Raw genomic sequence first — 17984 nt, 5'->3', positions numbered from 1 at the left:
CCGAGGCTTCGTAGACCACGTCCACACAGGGCTCTCGGCGATGCCTTCCAAGACGGTCATGGCGTCCGCCAGCGCGGACTGACGGGCCACGTCGCCCTCGATGCTGCTGGGTCCAGCACGGCTCTTCTCTCCCGGCCGGAGGCTGGGAGGGACGGGAAGGAGCGGCCATGCCGCCCTCGCCACCGTTGGCTGGCACGCGGCTCGGGCGGCATGTGGGCGGGTTGAGTCGCGCTATGACTGCCCGTGCGCCAGTGGGTAGGGCAGCGCCGAGAGACCGCGCTCTCCCCGGAAGGCGGAGATGGTCGACCAAGCCATCCTCGGATTGACCGCAAAGTCGGAGCGGACCTGTGCCAGCCGGGCGAGACAGCCACCGCCGGCACTGAGGCGTTCCACCTCGGCCCGCAGGAGGGAATTGTCGAACGTCTCGATCAGCGTCGCGCAGAAATACATGTAGGCACCCATCTCCATGCGAAGCCGGCTCAGGGTGTCATGAGCAGACCGCGCGTGATCCGGGACGCTCGCCGACGTGGTCATACCCGAGGTCATCTCGTTCACCGCCGACAGCAGGGGCCGGGAGTCCGCCAGGACGTCGCGCAGCGTGCACACGAACTCCCCGACGTTCGGCTCAAGATCGACCTGCTGGGCGACGATCTCGGCCGCCCGTGCCTTGCGCAACAGGTCCGCGTGCACCATGGCCCGTGTGAGCGCGCCAAGCATGCGTTCGGCGCCCGTCTTTCCGCGTGCGAGCGAAACCAGTTCCCGTGCCGTGCGAATGAGGTCGCGGGGCAGACCGCCGGAGACCGCGTGACAGAGGCAGAGGAAGGATTCGGGCATACCGATGACCCGCCGTCGCATCAGTATTTTCGACATGGACAGGTCGGCCGGATGTAGGGCCACCACCGTGTCGAGGGAGGAGTCGAAGGCATCACGGATGGGCAGCCCGCGCCGCTCGAAGGAACTCATCGCATTGTCCGAGATGGATATCAGGTAGAAGCAGTCCTCTCTGCCGAAGAGGCCCTTGATGTCATTGATGAACTGATGGACCTTTTCGTCCGAGTCGATCTTGTCGAGTTCGTCGATGCCGATGAAAACGCGCCTGCTGACTGACAGCTTCCGCAGGAAGTCATTGAGGTTTCCTACGAGTTCGGGGAATCCCAGAGGCCGCTCAGTCATCGTGATGTTGGAGGAGGCTGATCCTTCGACGCCGACCGGGGTCTTCACGCCTGCCGACCAGGCTCGTGAGACCGACTGTTGATAGGCCAGCCCTCGGAGCAGCACGGAAGCTTCTGCCGCGTCCTGGCCGAACTGCGATTCCATCTCGCGAAACTCATCCCACCCGCGGGCGCCCGGCGGTCTCCTTCGGTGCAACCGCCAGGCGAGTAGCGCGATCCAGGGGATACAGATAAAGCTGACTGCCAGCCCCAGGTTCGGCGGAAGAGTCCACTCGTTCAGCCCACTCACCAGCAGGAATATTCCCCAGCCCATAGCCAGGACCAGGCCGCAGGTAACCGTGAGGTCAACTGTCCAGGCCTTACGTCCTTCTTCCAGTTCCCGGGGTCGGCCAACGCTCTCGTGCGCCACGGCGCCGCACACCTTGGAGAACAGCAACAGGACGAACTCCCGTGCGTCGTACTTCACGGGCGCGGAGAGCATGACGCGCAACGGAGGTTTCTCTTCGGCGAACTCCCCAGGCGGCGCATGCTCCTTTGAACAGAAGTGCCGCAGCAGGGTGGTCTTCCCGACCCCGCGCGGTCCGGAGATTCCGATGCTCCCACCCGGCATTGTGGAGATCAACTGTTCGATCTCGGATTCGGCTGGTACGGCGACGAGGAACTGGGGGTCCTCCAGTTCCGCCAGCCCCTTGGGCTCTCCTATGTGGAGGCTCACGGAGTACGACGGCAGCCGCCGATTGATCTCCTCGCGCATCAGCCCGGCGACCGCCCGTGTGCGGAGCGCCCATCGCCACTCCTCCCGGGCCGCACCGAGCCGGCCTTCCAGGACCGGCGAGTCGACGCCGTAGGCCAGCCAGCCGCGGTAGGGTTCGCGGCGATTTTGAGCCGCTGTCACAGCCGCGGCGGTGACGAACAGGAAGGCGAATCCGCCCAGTATCCATGCGCCGAAAGTCGCGAAGGTGGACAAGTAGGTAACGCTGACTGTGAAGCCGCCGACGAGTAGTCCCGCACCAAGGAGATACTGCGAGATCCTGCGTCTCCTGGCTTTGGCGTAATCGCGCAGCATGGAATAGTTGTATTCGAGATTTCGGAAGTGGGTGAACTCGGACGAGACTGCGGCATCCATGTCCGCCTTGCGCCTTTCGAGCTCCCTTTTCAGGTCTTCGGCCGACATTCCGGCTTCGCTCATACCTGAGATGATCTCCGGATCCTCAAGGACATCCGATATCGCACTATCGATCTCTGTTATGACTGGCTTCGATTCGAATACCATCGCCTGCCTCCCCCCGCACTAAGGGGCGTTCGGCGCTGCTCGCCACACCTCCAGCCTGGCCCCAGCGGAGGTGTCACGCCACCGGCAGGAGCGAGGCCAGGCGTGCACCGCGCCCCGGGCAGCAGTGAGACGGGTGATGAGCCGCTCGCCCCGTAACCTGATTCGCTCCGACTCTGATCCGGACGGTCCAGCAACTGATCCGCGTCAGGCGTCCACAGTCAGGACGGCGTGTTCGGAATCCGGGCGTAGCCGATCTGCATGGCGCCGCCGGTGGAGACCGGGGCCGTGAACTGGTAACCATCGGGCGTCCACGTGGTGATGTTCGGCGGCGACCCCCGGGGGGAAGATGACCTCCACCTTGAACTCGGCAGAATCCGCTTGATTGTTGAGGTCCGCCACAGCGAAGAGGTATTCATCCCCGCACGGCATGAAAATCAAAATGCTTTGGTACGGGGGGATGCAACCCTCATTCTGGAGGTAGACCACACGCCACATCCATCGAGACATGTCAGCTGGAGCGCGTTCTGTGTCAGATTGGTGAAGGTGAGGTTCCGAGAGCCGCAGTCACGGACGCCCGCTCCTGGCCCCGCCGTTTTCCACGCAGCGCCGGGGGAAGGCCTCAGCACGGTCCGGGACGAGCCCGGGACCTCGGTCCACCACACCTGGTCGACCGAGCCGCTGCCGAAGGACGAGACGGTACGGGCCCCGGCACGCGTGCAGGCGTACTTCCGGAGCGTGGGTCGAGGACCGCCGCCACGGAGGGAGGTCCGGTGCGTCAGGTGCCGGGGAGTTGCTCCTGCAGCCAGTCGAAGACGACGTCGCAGTGCTGCTGCGGGGCCATCGGGGAGCAGTGCAGCTGGGCGCCGGTGGCCGCGGTGAGCTTCAGGAAGTCCTTGTCGGGAGCCGTCAGTTTGTCGAACATCAGGCGCGGCTGGCCGGGATAGAACTGCTCGTAGTCGTAGTCGAGGACCAGCGTGGGCATCTTGATGCGGCCGACGACGTTCGTGATGTCCAGCGACTCGATGAGTCTGGCGGGGGTCCAGAAGTCGGTGAACATCTTGCCCTTGCGGGCGTCCAGCATCGCCGGGACCGAGAAGGGCTCGATGCGCTTCTTGATCGTCGCGGCCGCGTCCGGGGGCAGCCGGGGGACGACCTCCTTGTTCCAGATGGTGTTCGTCTCCTCCTTGTCCGGGGTCATGATCTTCCGGAGCTCCGGGGGAAAGCCGAGCCACGGCGACAGGCAGCCGGGCATCGCCACCAGAGCGGCGATCCTGTTCTCGAAGGCCGCGGCCCGGGGCGCCAGGTTCCCGCCCATGCTCAGCCCGGTCAGGGCGATCCTGTCCGTGTCCACGTCCGAGCGGGCGACCAGCCAGTCGACGAGCGGCGTCACGACGGTCTCCCAGCGCGGCGTGAAGACCACCTGGTCGACGAAGAGCAGCTGCCCCTGGCCCGGCCCGTCGTACACCAGGGCGTTCCAGCCGCGCGTCAGAGCGGCCGAGACGCCGTAGGTCCACATGTCGACGTCCTGCCCGTCGCTGCCGTTCGTGAGGATCACGGTGGGGCGCCGCTCACCCGAGGCGTCCGGCCGGAAGAACCACACCGGCAGCGGCGTCTTCTGGTACGGGACCTTCGCCGTCACCGGCGCCGGGTCGCACAGCCGGCAGAACGTGTCCCAGGCGCCGCGCCCCGCCCCGTACAGCTGCTCCTCGCTGCCCGGGTCGCCGGAGCCGAGGACGAAGAACAGCGCCTGTCCGTAGTACTGCGCGGCCCGCAGGGCGCGGAAGCGCGTGGTCTGCCGGTCGGACTTGCTGCCCTGGGGCTGCTCCATCAGCTGATCGCCGAGCTTCCTGAAGGTCTCGGTGTACGTCTGGGCCGAGAGGCCGGCCTTGTTGATCGCGTTCACGGCGGTGAGGACCTCGCCCACCTCGGCGGCGCCGAAACCGGACCCGCCGAGCGCCAGGAGCCCGCTGAAGTTGAAGGCCGGGTCCTTGAAGAGGTTCATCACCCCGGGCGTGGGTCCGCCCGCGGGGGCGGAGGCCGACTCCGACGGAGCGGGTGCGGGCGCGTTCGCGGGCGAAGCGCCCGACGGCGCGCACCCCGCGGCCAGCACGGCCCCGGCCCCACCGACGAGCCCGGCAAGCGTGGTGCGACGGGTGGGGCCGGATGTGCGGTCACTCGGTGCGTACGTCATGGCAGCCGAACGTAGGAGCCGCACCCGCGGCCCTCCTGTGCGCGACACCCGTTGTTCCCCCGAATGGCGCTTCACGCGGTGCCTGGATGCCTCACCGTGGCACCCGGGGCGCGGCACCGCCCCGGGTGCCACGGTGACGGCAGAAGCTAGCTGGCCGCGCGCAGGCGCTTGCCCCGCCGGCCGAGCACCGCTTTGACCGGGACCAGGACCGCCCACCACAGCTGCGCGCCCACGGGGGAGACGAAGGCGAGCGGCACGGCGACAGCGAACACCAGCACCATCGACGCCAGATCGAGCACGTCGTTGAGCGCCACGGGATCGGGCATCGCCGTGCTGCTCAGCCACGGGCGCTTCCACAGCACGACCGTCAGCGCGAGCTGTGCGGCCCCGATGGCCGCGACGGCGGCGGAGTAGACCGCCACCGACTGCGCCCGGTCCCCGTACTCGGCCAGCAGGGTGGTGGGGAAGGGCATCAGGGCGATCAGCCCCAGGTTCAGCAGGCCGAGCTTGATGACGGTGCCGTCCACCTCCCGTACGTACCGGAAGACCTGATGGTGGCCCCGCCAGAACGCCGCGATGACCACGAAGCTGAGGGCGTACGCCCACAGGTTGGGCACCACTTCCCCCAGGGCCTCGTCGAAACCGGCCGGGTCCAGCCCGGCGGGCAGCGCGATGTCCAGCGCCAGCAGCGTCATCGCGATGGCGAAGACGCCGTCCGACAGAGCGAGGACCCGGTCCGCGCTCCCCTCGTCGTCCCGCACCCGCTGGTGACCGTTCACCACGCCACCATAGGGTTGAACGTCCAGGAATGTCTTGATATCTGCGTGCGTTACGCGAAGTTCGCCCAGCCCGGCGGCCATTCTGAAAGCCCTTCACGTTCCGCGGGCCGTGTCACGGCTTCAGCGGACCGCGCGGTGCCAGGCCGGGGCCGTCGAGGGGCGTGGGGTCGACGTGATGTGGAGCTGTGCGTCCAGGCCGAGGACCGCCGTGGTGGCGCCGGAGAGTTCGAGGACGGCCGCCGGGGCGCCCGCGTAGAGCATCGCGGACTCCGTCCAGGCGGGCGGGCCGCCCAGTCCCGTCGTACCGATGGTGCCGCTGTCCGCGCGGCCCGAGATCAGGCGGCCCGCGGCGGCGACCGCGCCGTAGCCGGCCCGGCCGCCCGCCTCCGCGACGCTGGAGACCTGGGGCTTGCCCGGGCCCGCCGTGACCAGGGCGGTGCGGACGACCCCCGAGTCGGGGCGGCGGAAGTACAGGCGGACGCCCGCGCCGTCCGGGGCCGCCGAGAGGGGGACCGTCGTGGCGGGCAGGCCCGTCTCCGTCGGCCCGGCCAGCGGGGAGCCCGGGCCGGCCTGGGTCCAGGCCAGGACCGACTTCGTGGTGGTGGCGTACACGTGGCGGCGCCCGGCCGAGTCGACCGCCGTCACCGGGTCGCCCTGCAGGTCCTCGCCGCCCAGGCGCCGCCAGGCGGAGAAGCCGCCGCCCGGCAGCTGGGTGGTGGCGCGCAGCATACGGCGGGCGTCGCGGAGGTACACGGTGAGCCGGCCGTCCGCGTCCACACCCGCCGAGGGGGCGCTGATCGCCGACGTGCCGTCCTCGTCGGCCACTTCGGGGGTGCCGAGCGACTGCCACGGGCCGAACGGGCCGTCGGGCGCGGACTGGGCGGCGTACACGACCTCGCGCAGGTAGCCCGTCGGCACCGGGCCGAACGCCGTGCGGGTGGCGAGGACCGCGATCCGCCCGTCCGGGAAGCGGACGGTGGTCGCCCCCGGGTCGATGCCCGTGCCCGGGAGGAGGGCCGGGCCCGTCCAGTCGCCGCCGGGGGCCCGGGTCCAGTACGCGGTCTGCCCGTCCAGCGTGGCGAACGCCCAGAGCCGCCCCGGCGTGCCCTCGGCCAGCCAGGAGCTGTGGTCGCCGCGGCTGTAGCGCAGTGACTGGGCCCAGTTGCGCCCGGTCGGGTTGCCCGCGACCTTCCGGTCGCCGCAGCCCGAGGGGGAGCCGCAGTAGTCCTGGTGGTCGTGCCAGGCGTACGTCTTCAGGAAGCCGGTCTTCGTGTCGGCCGTCTGCGGGTCCAGCGCGTGCGGGAGGGTGCTGTTGTGGTAGCCGAGGTAGTTCTGGACCGAGAAGTGCGGGCGGTCCGTGACCTGGGCGGCGTACGCGGTGGTGGCGGCCTGCACGAACCGCGCGCCGTACATGTGGTCCTGGTGGTCGGTGTACTTGCCGGTGCCGGGGTCCCCGTACCGGCCCGGCGTCGGGTCCTGCATCCGTATCGTCGTCGGCCGGTACCGTGCCAGGACCCCGGCTATCGCCTGTATCAGCTGGTCCTTGGTGTACGTGAACTGCTGCTTGACCGGGGTGCCGGAGGTCAGCTGGGCGCCCAGCGCGGCTGTCCTGCCGTTCCACAGGCCGCGCAGGCTGTCGGGGGTGTCCCCGCCGGTGCTGCGGGCCTCGCGCAGCTGCAGCCACACCAGGTTGACCTGCGGCTTCGCTATGAGGACGTCGAGCTCGGCCTGGCCGCCGCCCGCGGTGGGTATGACGGTGCGCTTCCACGCGCTGGTCCGGTCGCCGGTCGCCATCTGGGCGTAGGCGCTGCGGATGCCGTTCTGCCGGGCCTCCGCGTAGTGGGCGCGGTCGGCGGGCTGCTCCGGGTCCTTCAGGGTCGCGCCGTTCGCCTCGTTGCGGCCGTCGGCCTCGCCGGAGGTGAGGTAGGCGGTGGTGACCGGGACGCCGGCGAGCAGGGACCGGCTGAGGTCCGGGTTCATGAAGAACAGGTCGTCGTCGGGGTGGGCGACGACCTGGACGACCGACCCGGCGGTGACGCTCGCGGGCAGGGCCGCGACCGGACCCGTCTCCGGCTTGGCCTCGGCGGGCGTCTGCTGGCCCGAGGCCACGGCGAGCACGCCGGTGGCACCGGCCGTCAGCACGGTGAGCAGGGCCGCGAAGCGGCGACGGGTCAAGGGCATCGGTTACGCCTTGGGTTCGTTCCGGGCGGGAAAAACCGCTGAGCAGTCAAAGAGAGGAGAAAACAGGGAACTTGGTTCGCCGATTTCGCCGATTGCTGCCGCTTTCCGGAGACGGCCGGGTGCGCTGGTGCCTTGTGGAGCTTTTGGTCCGGATATGTGACAGAGATGTGGACGCTGTCCGTCCGCACCGGGGGCCGGCCGCCGTGCCGGTACGGGGTGTTGGTCCGGGGTGCGGGGCTCCCGCTACGGAGCCGTGTTGCGCGGCCCCACCGGCTGCCAGGGCGCCAGGTGCGCGTCCGGCGCGTCCGCCGACGAGGTCACGTACAGCCGTGCGTCCAGACCCATCACTGCGAGGCTGACCAGGTTCTTCCCGGTCATCGTCGAGGACGGCGCGCCGACGAACATCAGCGGCGACCGCTCCCACGGCCGCCCCCGCCCGACGTCCGAGCCCAACTGCCCGCCCGCCGTGCGTCCCGCCAGCACGTGCCCGCTCGCCGTCACCGAGCCGAAGCCCTGCAGGCCGCCGAGGTCGGTGAGGTGGTTCACCTTGAGTCCGCCGTCACCCGTCAGCAGGGCGGTGCGGACGTTGCCGGATCCGGGCTTGCGGAACCACAGCCGTACGCCGCCCTCGCGGCCCTCGGCGGTGAGCGGGAGCGTGGTGTCGGGCAGTCCGGTGGCGGTGGCCGGGCCGAGCGCGGCGCCCGGCTTCGGCTGCACCCAGCCCACCACCGTCTTGGAGGTCGAGGAGAACACCATCCGCCGCCCGGCGCCGTCGGTCGCGGTGGCCGGGGTGCCGTGCAGATCGGCGCCGCCGTACTTCTCCCACGGACCCCAGCCGCCGCCCGCCTGCTGCACCCGCCCGCGCAGGGTGGACGCGCCGTCGCGGACGTACGCCGCCAGCTGCCCGGTGCCGTCGACCGAGACGGCGGGCGCGCTGATGTCGGAGGTCCAGTTCTCGTCCGCGGTCTCCGGGGTGCCCAGCGACTGCCACTCCCCGAACTCCTCGGAGCCCGGGCGCTGCTGGACCGCGTAGACGACCTCGCGTCTGTAGTCCGCGGGCTTCGTGCCGAAGGAGGTGCGGGTGCCGAAGGCGGCTATCCGGCCGTCCTTCAGGGTGACGGTGGACATGCCCGGGTCCATGCCGGTGCCGGGGAGCAGGACCGGCCCGCTCCAGCGGCCGATCAGGCCCTTCCGGTGCCAGAGGGCGACCTGGCCGTCGAGCACCTTGAAGGCCCACAGCCCGTACTCCGCATCGGAGGTCAGCCAGGAAGTGCTGGTGCCGCGGGCGTAGTTGATGGAGTCCGACCAGCGGTTGCCCGCCGGGTGGTCGGAGATCTTGAGGTCGCCGCAGCCGGCGTCGCTGCCGCAGTGGTTCTGCCTGTCGAGCCAGGCGTACGTGTCCAGGATGTCCAGCTTCGCCTTGGCCTCGTCCGGGTCCAGGGCGCTGGGCAGGGAGCCGTTGAAGTAGCCGAGGTAGTTCTGCACGGCGAAGTGCGGGCGGTCCTTGACGTCCTTCGCGTACGCGGCGGTGGCCAGCTGCGCGAAGCGGGCGCCGTAGAAGTGGTCCTGGTGGTCGGTGTACCGCTTGGTGTCGGGGTGCCGTCCGGGGGTCGGGTCCTGGGAGCGGACGGTGGTCGGACGGTACTGCTCCAGGACGCCGACAAGGGTCTGGACGACCTGGTCCTTCGTGTACGCGAACCTCTGCTTGACCGGGGTGCCGGAGGCGAGCATCGACTCCAGGCGGGGGACCTTGCCGTCCCACAGGCCGTGCAGGCTGTCCGGGACGTCGTCGTACACGGTGCCGGCCTCGCGGAGCTGCAGCCACACGAGGTTCACCTGGGGCTTGGCGACGAGCACGTCGACCTCGGCGTGGCCGCCGCCCTTGGTCGGGACGACGGTGCGCTTCCAGGCGCTGCTGCGGTCGCCGGTGGCCATCTTGGCGTAGGCGGCGCGGATGCCGTTCTGGCGGGCCTCGGCGTACGCGGGCTTGTTGGCCGGGGTGGTGGCCTGCTTGGCGGAGCCGGCGTTGATGCCGTCGGCCTCGCCGGAGGTCAGGTAGACCGAGGTGACCGGGTGGCCGGCGGATATGGAATAGCGCAGGTCCGGATTCATGAAGTAGAGGTCGTCGTCCGGATGCGCGACGATCTGGAGCACGCGGCCGGGGTCGGGCGCGTCGGCGACGGCCGCGGGGGCTTTGGCCTTGCCGTCTGGGGCGGCGGGGGACTCCAGGCGGGCGAGGGCGTCGTTGCCCCGCAGCAGGAGCATGCTGCCGGCGGCGGTGGCCGCGCAGAAGGCGACGACCTTGACGACTCCGGCCCAGCGGTGCCCTTTCGCCTGCGGCGCGGTGCGTGATCCGGTGGCGGCCGGGGCCGGGGCCGGGGCCGCTGCGCGGCGGCCGCGCTTCGCCCCCTCCGGCGCGGTGGGTGATCCGCCGGTGGCGGGGGCCTTGGCCCGCCGACCGCGCTTCGCCCCTTCCGGCAGGCTCGTCGGTCCGGCCGGGGAAGCGGCCGCTGCGCGGCGGCGCCCGTGCTTCGCCTCCGGTGCGGCGGTGGTCTTCGCACGTCCGCGCCGCCCGCCGGTGCCTTCGGCCTCGCGGGCCCGCCGCGTGGCCTTGCGCCCGGCCGGGAGCCGCGGCTCCGGGACCTCGCCCGCGCCGTCCCGCCGCCACGCCGCCGGCGGTGCTGCCTGTTCCCGGGCGGGGTGGGCCGACGGGTCCTGCGGGTGCCGGGCCTGGGCCGGGCTCGGCGGTGCTGCCTGTGGCTGCGGGGCCCAGGCCCCGGCCGGATTCGGCGGTGCTGCCTGTTCCCGGGCGGCGGCCGACGGGTCCTGCGGGTGCCAGGCCCCGGCCGGATTCGGCGGTGCTGCCTGTTCCCGGGCGGCGGCCGACGGGTCCTGCGGGTGCCGGGCCCCGGCCGGGCTCGGCGGTGCTGCCTGTGACTGCGGGGCCCAGGCTCCGGCCGGGGCGGAGTGCCGGTCCGCCGCGGGCGGGGTCGCCTGCCCCCAGCCGCGGTGGCCCGACGGACCCTGCGGTTCCCAGGCTCCGGCCTCGGGGTCCTGTCGAGCCGCACCGGGACCAGGGCCGGGGCCAGGGCCGGGGCGTGCGTCGGACATGGGGCTCCTCGTCACCGGTCTGCGGGGAGCGGGCCCCATCACGTCATAAATCTTCGGATAATCGGATAACCGTGATCATGATACGTCCCGGTGAGTCGAACGCCTGCTCCGGATAGGCTCACTCCAGGCACGCCAGGGCAGTGGCAGCGACAACCGCGGGAGGCGGCGGGATGACAGTCCCGGGACGCAGGAGCAGCACCTTCATCCGGCTGCTGCGCAGCGGCTTCACCGATCCCTCCGCCGCCGCCAGGCTGCTCGACGCCGACGCGCTGGCCGCCGTACGCACCGATCCGGTGCTCCTCGACGCCCTCGGGGCGACGGCCGACCCCGACCTCGCCCTCCTCGGACTCGTCCGGCTCGCCGAGGCGCAGCCGGCCGACGAACTGCCCGGACTGCTCGACACCCTCGTCAGCGCCAAACCGCTCCGCGACCGCCTCCTCGGCGTGCTCGGCGCCTCCGAGGCACTCGGCGACCACCTCGCCCGCCACCCCCGCGACTGGCAGGCCCTCGTCACCTACGAGGCCGCCGACCTGCACCCGGGGCTCCCCGAGTTCGAGCGCGGCCTCGCCGACGCCCACGACCCCGTCGCGCTCCGCGTCGCCTACCGCCGCTGCCTGCTGTCCATCGCCGCCCGCGACGTCTGCGGCACCATCGACCTCGCCCAGACCGCCGCCGAGCTCGCCGACCTCGCCACCGCCACCCTCCGCGCGGCCCTGCGCATCGCCTCCGCCGCCGCCCCCGACGACGCCGCCCAGTGCCGCCTCGCCGTCATCGCGATGGGCAAGTGCGGCGGCAACGAGCTGAACTACGTCTCCGACGTCGACGTCATCTTCGTCGGGGAGGCCACCGTGGGGTCTCCCCACGGCGGAGCCGTAGGGGACGGCATCGACGAGGGCAAGGGCATCCAGGCCGCCACCCGCCTCGCCTCCCACCTCATGCGGATCTGCTCCGAGACCACCGTCGAGGGCACCATCTGGCCCGTCGACGCCAACCTCCGCCCCGAGGGCCGCAACGGACCCCTCGTCCGGACCCTCGCCTCCCACCTCGCCTACTACCAACGCTGGGCCAAGACCTGGGAGTTCCAGGCCCTCCTCAAGGCCCGCGCCGTCGCCGGGGACGAAGCCCTCGGCGCCGAGTACGTCGCCGCCATAAGCCCCCTGGTCTGGCAGGCCGCCGAGCGCGAGAACTTCGTCCCCGACGTGCAGAAGATGCGCCGCCGCGTCGTCGACAACATCCCCGCCGCCCAGGTCGACCGCGAACTCAAACTCGGCCCCGGCGGCCTGCGCGACGTCGAGTTCGCCGTCCAGCTGCTCCAGCTCGTGCACGGCCGCCACGACGCCACCCTGCACTCCGGCACCACCCTCGACGCCCTCCACGCCCTCGCCGCCGGCGGATACGTCGGCCGCGCCGACGCCGCCCAGCTGCACGACGCGTACCGCTTCCTGCGCGCCATGGAGCACCGCATCCAGCTCTACCGGCTGCGCCGCACCCACCTCGTCCCCGAGGACGAGAGCGACCTGCGGCGCCTGGGCCGCTCACTGGGCCTGCGCACCGAACCCGTCGCCGAGCTCAACAAGGCCTGGCGCCGGCACGCCTCCGTCGTCCGCCGCCTGCACGAGAAGCTCTTCTACCGGCCGCTCCTCGACGCCGTCGCCCAGCTCACCCCCGGCGAGACCCGCCTCTCCCCGCGCGCCGCCGGCCAGCGCCTCGAAGCCCTCGGGTACGCCGACCCGGCGTCGGCCCTGCGCCACCTCGAAGCCCTCGCCTCCGGCGTCACCCGCAAGGCCGCCATCCAGCGCACCCTGCTGCCCGTCCTCCTCGGCTGGTTCGCCGACTCCGCCGACCCGGACGCCGGCCTGCTGAACTTCCGCAAGGTCTCCGACGCCCTCGGCAAGACGCCCTGGTACCTGCGGCTGCTGCGCGACGAGGGCGCCGCCGCCGAGAACCTCGCCCGCGTCCTGTCCGCCGGCCGCCTCGCCCCCGACCTCCTCATGCGCGCCCCCGAGGCCGTCGCCCTGCTCGGCGACCCCGAAGGCCTCCAGCCGCGCACCCACGAGGCCCTGGTGCAGGAGGTCCTCGCCGCCGTCGGCCGCGCCGACAGCGCCGAGGCCGGCGTCGCCGCCGCCCGCGGGGTCCGCCGCCGCGAGCTCTTCCGCACCACCGCCGCCGACATCATCCGCTCGTACGGCACGGAGGACAGCCCCGCCGAGGAAGACCACGGTGCCCTCGTCGACCTGGTCGGCGGCGCCGTCTCCGACCTCACCGCCGCCACCGTCGCCGGGGCCCTGCGCGCCGCCGTTCACAGCCACTACGGCGACACGCTCCCCACCCGCTTCGCCGTGATCGGCGTCGGCCGCTTCGGCGGACACGAACTGGGCTACGGTTCCGACGCCGACGTCCTGTTCGTCCACGAACCCCGCGAAGGCGTCGACGAACAGGAGGCCGCGAAGGCCGCCCAGGCCGTCATCGCCGAGATGCGCCGACTGCTCCAGCTGCCCACCGCGGACCCGCCGTTGCTCATCGACGCCGACCTGCGCCCCGAAGGACGCTCCGGCCCCCTGGTGCGCACTCTGGCCTCGTACGCCGCGTACTACCGGCGCTGGTCCCTGACCTGGGAGAGCCAGGCCCTGCTGCGCGCCGAACCCGTCGCGGGCGACGAGGACCTCGGCCGCCGCTTCATCGACCTGATCGACCCGCTGCGCTACCCCATGGAGGGCCTCGGCGAGGACGCCGTACGGGAGATCCGCAGGCTCAAGGCCCGCATGGAGTCCGAGCGGCTGCCCCGCGGCGCCGACCCGACCCTGCACACCAAACTGGGCCGCGGCGGCCTCAGCGACGTCGAGTGGACCGTCCAGCTGATCCAGATGCGGCACGCCTGGGCCGAACCGGGCCTGCGCACCACCCGCACCCGCGAGGCCCTGGCAGCCGCCCACGCGGCCGGGCTGATCCCGACGGAGGAGGCGCAGATCCTGGACGAGGCCTGGGTACTGGCCACCCGGGTCCGCAACGCCGTGATGCTCGTCCGCGGCCGCGCCGGGGACACGTTCCCCTCCGAGGCCCGCGAGCTGGCGGCGGTGGGCCGCTACCTCGGCTACGCCGAGGGCACGGTCGGCGAGATGCTGGACGACTACCGGCGCATCACCCGCCGGGCCCGGGCCGTGGTGGACGAACTGTTCTACGGGGCGTAGGCCCTCGCCGCCGACCCCCGTACGGTGGCGAGGGCCCACGTCCCTTCATCCCGCTACGGGATGGTCTTGTCGTAGGACTTGTCCTGGTCGGAGTCGTAGATCTGCGTGCCCCGGGCGTCGTAGCCCTTGATCCGGGGAGTCCTGGTGACGGGCCGGTCCAGCACGCCGGTGGCGGCGAACCATCCGTGGTCGAGCACGGCCTCGACGACGGCGCCGCCGTAGCCGACGGTGACCCGGGCGACCCGGGGGTCGACGACGGTACCGATGCTGCCCCAGCGGTAGGGCAGCTTCCAGGGGCCTTCGCCGCCCAGCCGCTGGAGGTAGAGCTTGCCCGCGTTGATATCGGGGACGACGGCCCCGCTCTCGAGGTTCGAGTCGCCGCCGGCCGAGAGGTTGACGCCGCTCGTCCGGCCGTTCTTGCTGGTGCAGATGAGCCGGATCTGCGCCGGGCCGTCCTTGACGGCGACGATGAACTGGCCGTCGCCCGGGCTGTTGTCGTTGCCCGTACTGCGCAGTGCGAGCAGGATCCGGTAGTCGGAGGCCTCGCCCAGGTCCTGCGGCTCGGTTCCCGCCCCGCCGGGGTGCTCTCGGCTGAACTCGAGGCAGTCGATCAGCCTGATGCCGGCCTCCTCGAAACCGATGCCGTCGGCGAGCTGCCCGGGAGTCGCGGGAAACTGCGGCAGGCGAGTCCGCTGGGGCGGCTGGAACACCCCGCCCGGTGTCGGGCCGGCGTCCGCCACGGACACCCGGTCGGACGGCCCGCCGCCATCGCCGCCGCCGGTGACGGCGATCGCCGTGGCCGGTACGACGGCCAGCGCGACCAGTGCCGCCCCCGCCACCGCCAGCCTGCGCCGCCGCTCCCCGCGGCCCTGCCGCACGATCGCCTGGTACGGCACGGCGGCGGGCCGCAGGGCCTCCGCGTCCTGGGCCATCCACTCCCGCAGGTCCAGCTCGAAGCCGCCCTGCCCGTCGTCGCCTCGCCCGCTCACAGGACCGCCCTCTCACTCATCTCGTTCGCCGCCGTGATCCGGCCCAGTCCGGGCCAGGCACGCAGCTTGGCCAGCGCCTTGGACGCCTGGCTCTTGACGGTGCCCTGGGAACACCCCAGGACGTCGGCGGTCTCGGCTTCGGAGAGGTCCTCCCAGTACCGCATGACCACGACGGCCCGCTGCCGGGCGGGAAGCTGGGCCAGCGCGGCCATCAGCACATTGCGTTCATCGGCCCACGCCACGGCGTTGTCGCGCACCGAGGTGTCCGGCACGGCATCCGTCAACCGCTCCCGTACCCGGCGCTTGCGGAACCGGTCGTTGTTGCAACTGACCAGCATCCGGCGGACGTACGCCTCCGGACTGTCGCTGCGCGACACGCGCCGCCACGAGCGGTACGCCTTGGCGAGCGCCGTCTGGGTCACGTCCTCCGCGTCATGCGGATCGCCGGTCAACAGGTAAGCCGTCCGCACCAGATGAGACCAGCGCGCGGCCACGAACGACTGGAACTGAGCTTCTTGCTCGGCGTGCATCGCCACCCCCTTCGCCCCCCTTGACCACCTCCGGCTCGGATTCGGTTGCCCGGCGGCGAGAACAAATTCCGGCAGCTGCAGAAGGCCATCCAGGAGATCGTCGATTCCGGTTTCGCCGGGGTGCAACTGCGTGTGTACGACGAGCGCGGCGAGTGGGTCGGCAGCGCCGGAGTGCGCGAGGACCTCCACACCTTCATCTCCGCGCTGGTGGGCGGCAAGCTCCTGCCCGCTCCGCTGCTCGCCGAGATGTGCACGCCGCATCCCAAGGCCGGCTACGGCCTGGGGGTGTTCGTACAGGACGCGGGTCCGAACGGCGGCACCGTCATCACCCACAACGGCGGCATCGCCGGCCACGCGGGGCTGATGTACAGCACGCCCGACGGCAGCAGGACCCTGACCGCCTCGCTGAACTATGTGGCTGAGTACCTCGGACCCTCACCCGAGGTCACGCGGCCTTGGGCGCGGTGCAGGAGGAGGAGTGCCCCGGGGCGGGAGAGCGGAAGGCGCGGTCGCAGCCGTCGCAGGTCTGGAAGGGCTGGACCCGCTGGTCGGTGGGCAGGGCGAGGGGCGGTCGATCGGGGAGGAGGGGAGGGCGGTACGCCGTGAGGCGGTGGGCCAGGAGGCCCGCCGGGGAGCGGATCGGCTCCGCCGGGAGGCAGCCCGCCAGGGTGCCGCTGACGGCGGCCGGGCTCAGGCCGCGCTCCAGCCACGTGGTGACGCCGGGAGCCAGCCGCGCCACGTCGCGCTCCGAGAGCAGCAGCCGGGGGTCGCGCAGCCGCAGGCGGGCGAGCAGCTCGGCGGCCTCACGGTGTTCCCCGGGGACCAGGACCGGCCTGGCGGGGGCGGGCCGGGGCGGAGCCTCGGCGCGGGCGGTCACCGGTTCGGCCGGTCCGGCGGCCGGGTCCGGTCCCAGGTCCAGGTCCAGGTCCGGATCCGGTTCGGGGTCCGGGTCGGGGTCCGGAGCCTGGGCCTGGCGTGGTGCCGGGGCTGGCGCGGGGGCTCGGCCGACGGGTTCCGCCGCCTTCAGGCGCTTGGAGAGCGGGATGTTGTACGACACCGTACGGGTGAAGATCTGCCCGACGGAAGTCGCTCCCGGGTCCGGGGCAGGTAGCCGTGGGCTTCCAGTTCGCGCAGGGCCGAGGCGATGCGGGCCTCGCCCTCGGTGAACCGCTGCGCCAGGGCCTTGATCGACACATCGGCGCCGGTGGGCAGGGACTGGATGTGCGTGGACAGACCGATCGCCGTCAAGCTCAACTCGCCGTGCTGGGCGAGGTTGTTGTCGATCTTGACGTAGCGCTCGGCTTGGGAGTCTTTCTCGTGCATGAAACCAGGCCTCAGAATGCGGTACGGAGCGCGCGGAGGCGCGCTAAGGTGCTGCTCAGCCACGGGAAGCTCACTTCTTCCTGAGCGGTGAGGCCCTCGGCCGGGATGCCAGTCCCGTCGGGGGCCGTTCGCATGTTTGGGGTTGCCGAAGCTGAGCCTGCACCTTGAATTGGCATATCCGCCAGCCAGGTTGGCCGCATTCACCCGACCGAGTGAGCGGTCCTGGTTTGGTTTGGTGAGGTTATTTCCCTGGGTCCTTAAAGCGGTTTACGTCGTGCGGAACCGCCCAGCGGGCAACCGGAACGTGGAAACCCGGATCCGGTGATTCGGGTGCCGGTAGAGCGATTTCCGCCCAGACCGTTTTCAGTGGTGTGGGGCCGAGGGTGGTTCCCCATTTGTTCGCCAGAGCCGCGACGAGTACCGGACCCCGGCCGGACTCCGCCTCGACGGAGGGCAGTTCGGTGGCGGACGGTGGCGGGCGCTCGCCGCGGGTGTCGGTCACCTCGATACGGAGGGTGGTGTCCGTGGCCGCCATCTGGAGCCGGAACCTCCGTCCGGGTACGCGACCGTGGGTGACGGCGTTGCCGGCGAGCTCGGCGACGACGTGAACCGCGGCCCTGAACGGAAGCCCCCAGTGCGCCAGTTGGTGAGCGGCGAGCGCGCGTGCGGCGCGGGCGCCGCGCGGGGTGGCGGGGAAGAGGGCGTCTAAGGCGATTTCCTGATTCACGTGACTCAGCGTGGCGAGGCGTGCGTAACCTGAACAGGAGAGAGGCCGCTGTGTACGGCGGTTGTCCCAGGGTGTCCCACCCTGTCCAGCCTGTCCCCCGGGGGTGGAAGTGAACGCAGACAGCGCCGATGAGTCGAGTGAGTCGAGTGAGTCGAGTTGGGAACTCGATCCGGAGGATGAATCGGGAGCGGTAATCGCCACCGTCGGCCGCCAGTTGAAAATGTGGCGGGAGGCGGCCGGTCTTGACCGTGCGCAGTTCGGTACGCGCATGGGATACGGGCCGAACCTGATCTACAAGATCGAGCGCGGCGCCAGAATTCCGCGCCCGGAGTACTTGGACAAGGCGGACGAGATCCTGAGCGCGGGCGGAAAACTCGCCGCGATGAAGGCCGATGTGGAGGGCGCCCGCTATCCCAAGAAGGTCCGGGATCTGGCCAAGTTGGAGTCCCAGGCGGTTGAGATCGGCGCCTACGCCAACGTCGTCGTGCACGGCCTGCTGCAGACGGAGGAGTACGCCCGT

General features: G+C 71.4%; 12 protein-coding genes. 2 read left to right on the top strand and 10 right to left on the bottom strand.

The window, feature by feature from the left end; all coding sequences use genetic code 11:
• Positions 1–231: 231 nt before the first annotated feature.
• The 5 genes from ACFCZ1_RS27145 to ACFCZ1_RS27125 all read right to left on the bottom strand — a co-directional run bounded on the left by ACFCZ1_RS27145 (position 232) and on the right by ACFCZ1_RS27125 (position 10707).
• The gene (locus ACFCZ1_RS27145; RefSeq protein ID WP_376680889.1) at positions 232–2361 is read right to left on the bottom strand and encodes a hypothetical protein; all 2130 of its coding nucleotides are present in this window, start codon (positions 2359–2361) and stop codon (positions 232–234) included.
• 859 nt (positions 2362–3220) lie between these two features.
• A complete protein-coding gene (locus ACFCZ1_RS27140) occupies positions 3221–4636 on the bottom strand; it encodes an alpha/beta hydrolase family protein (protein ID WP_376680888.1) in 1416 nt (471 codons plus the stop codon).
• A 146-nt stretch (positions 4637–4782) separates the two neighbouring features.
• Positions 4783–5418: a TMEM175 family protein gene (locus ACFCZ1_RS27135; RefSeq protein WP_376680887.1), complete on the bottom strand. Its 636-nt coding sequence runs from the start codon at positions 5416–5418 to the stop codon at positions 4783–4785.
• Between the two features lie 117 nt (positions 5419–5535).
• Positions 5536–7596 (bottom strand): PIG-L family deacetylase, encoded by a 2061-nt coding sequence (locus tag ACFCZ1_RS27130; protein ID WP_376680886.1) that lies wholly within the window; start codon positions 7594–7596, stop codon positions 5536–5538.
• A gap of 243 nt (positions 7597–7839) precedes the next feature.
• Positions 7840–10707: a PIG-L family deacetylase gene (locus ACFCZ1_RS27125; RefSeq protein ID WP_376680885.1), complete on the bottom strand. Its 2868-nt coding sequence runs from the start codon at positions 10705–10707 to the stop codon at positions 7840–7842.
• A 170-nt stretch (positions 10708–10877) separates the two neighbouring features.
• Here ACFCZ1_RS27125 and ACFCZ1_RS27120 point away from each other — a divergent pair, with 170 nt between their 5' ends.
• Positions 10878–13895: a bifunctional [glutamine synthetase] adenylyltransferase/[glutamine synthetase]-adenylyl-L-tyrosine phosphorylase gene (locus ACFCZ1_RS27120; protein ID WP_376680884.1), complete on the top strand. Its 3018-nt coding sequence runs from the start codon at positions 10878–10880 to the stop codon at positions 13893–13895.
• Between the two features lie 53 nt (positions 13896–13948).
• On the opposite strand, the gene ACFCZ1_RS27115 is transcribed toward ACFCZ1_RS27120, so the two are convergent.
• The 5 genes from ACFCZ1_RS27115 to ACFCZ1_RS27095 form a co-directional block, all read right to left on the bottom strand.
• Positions 13949–14884, bottom strand: a complete 936-nt coding sequence (locus tag ACFCZ1_RS27115) for a hypothetical protein (RefSeq protein WP_376680883.1) — start codon at positions 14882–14884, stop codon at positions 13949–13951.
• The gene (locus tag ACFCZ1_RS27110; RefSeq protein WP_376680954.1) at positions 14881–15414 is read right to left on the bottom strand and encodes a SigE family RNA polymerase sigma factor; all 534 of its coding nucleotides are present in this window, start codon (positions 15412–15414) and stop codon (positions 14881–14883) included. Before ACFCZ1_RS27110 ends, ACFCZ1_RS27115 begins: the two co-directional genes overlap by 4 nt.
• A gap of 445 nt (positions 15415–15859) precedes the next feature.
• Positions 15860–16471 (bottom strand): hypothetical protein, encoded by a 612-nt coding sequence (locus ACFCZ1_RS27105; protein ID WP_376680882.1) that lies wholly within the window; start codon positions 16469–16471, stop codon positions 15860–15862.
• The gene (locus tag ACFCZ1_RS27100; protein ID WP_376680881.1) at positions 16438–16737 is read right to left on the bottom strand and encodes a hypothetical protein; all 300 of its coding nucleotides are present in this window, start codon (positions 16735–16737) and stop codon (positions 16438–16440) included. Before ACFCZ1_RS27100 ends, ACFCZ1_RS27105 begins: the two co-directional genes overlap by 34 nt.
• Before the next feature lie 241 nt (positions 16738–16978).
• On the bottom strand, positions 16979–17464 hold the full coding sequence (locus tag ACFCZ1_RS27095) for an ATP-binding protein (protein WP_376680880.1): 486 nt from the start codon (positions 17462–17464) through the stop codon (positions 16979–16981).
• A 109-nt stretch (positions 17465–17573) separates the two neighbouring features.
• On the opposite strand from ACFCZ1_RS27095, the gene ACFCZ1_RS27090 reads away from it, so the two are divergent.
• Positions 17574–17984, top strand: a 411-nt coding sequence (locus tag ACFCZ1_RS27090; protein ID WP_376680879.1) for a Scr1 family TA system antitoxin-like transcriptional regulator, incomplete at its 3' end; no start/stop codon positions are given.

It is taken from the genome of Streptomyces sp. NPDC056224 (assembly GCF_042267665.1).
Classification (GTDB): Bacteria; Actinomycetota; Actinomycetes; order Streptomycetales; family Streptomycetaceae; genus Streptomyces.
This window is presented reverse-complemented; position numbering and strand designations above follow the sequence as displayed.

Coding starts and splice junctions, on each gene's coding strand:
- ACFCZ1_RS27145 (WP_376680889.1), bottom strand. CDS start 2,361: ATGAGCGAAGCCGGAATGTCGGCCGAAGACCTGAAAAGGGAGCTCGAA.
- ACFCZ1_RS27140 (WP_376680888.1), bottom strand. CDS start 4,636: ATGACGTACGCACCGAGTGACCGCACATCCGGCCCCACCCGTCGCACC.
- ACFCZ1_RS27130 (WP_376680886.1), bottom strand. CDS start 7,596: ATGCCCTTGACCCGTCGCCGCTTCGCGGCCCTGCTCACCGTGCTGACG.
- ACFCZ1_RS27125 (WP_376680885.1), bottom strand. CDS start 10,707: ATGTCCGACGCACGCCCCGGCCCTGGCCCCGGCCCTGGTCCCGGTGCG.
- ACFCZ1_RS27120 (WP_376680884.1), top strand. CDS start 10,878: ATGACAGTCCCGGGACGCAGGAGCAGCACCTTCATCCGGCTGCTGCGC.
- ACFCZ1_RS27110 (WP_376680954.1), bottom strand. CDS start 15,414: ATGCACGCCGAGCAAGAAGCTCAGTTCCAGTCGTTCGTGGCCGCGCGC.
- ACFCZ1_RS27100 (WP_376680881.1), bottom strand. CDS start 16,737: ATGCACGAGAAAGACTCCCAAGCCGAGCGCTACGTCAAGATCGACAAC.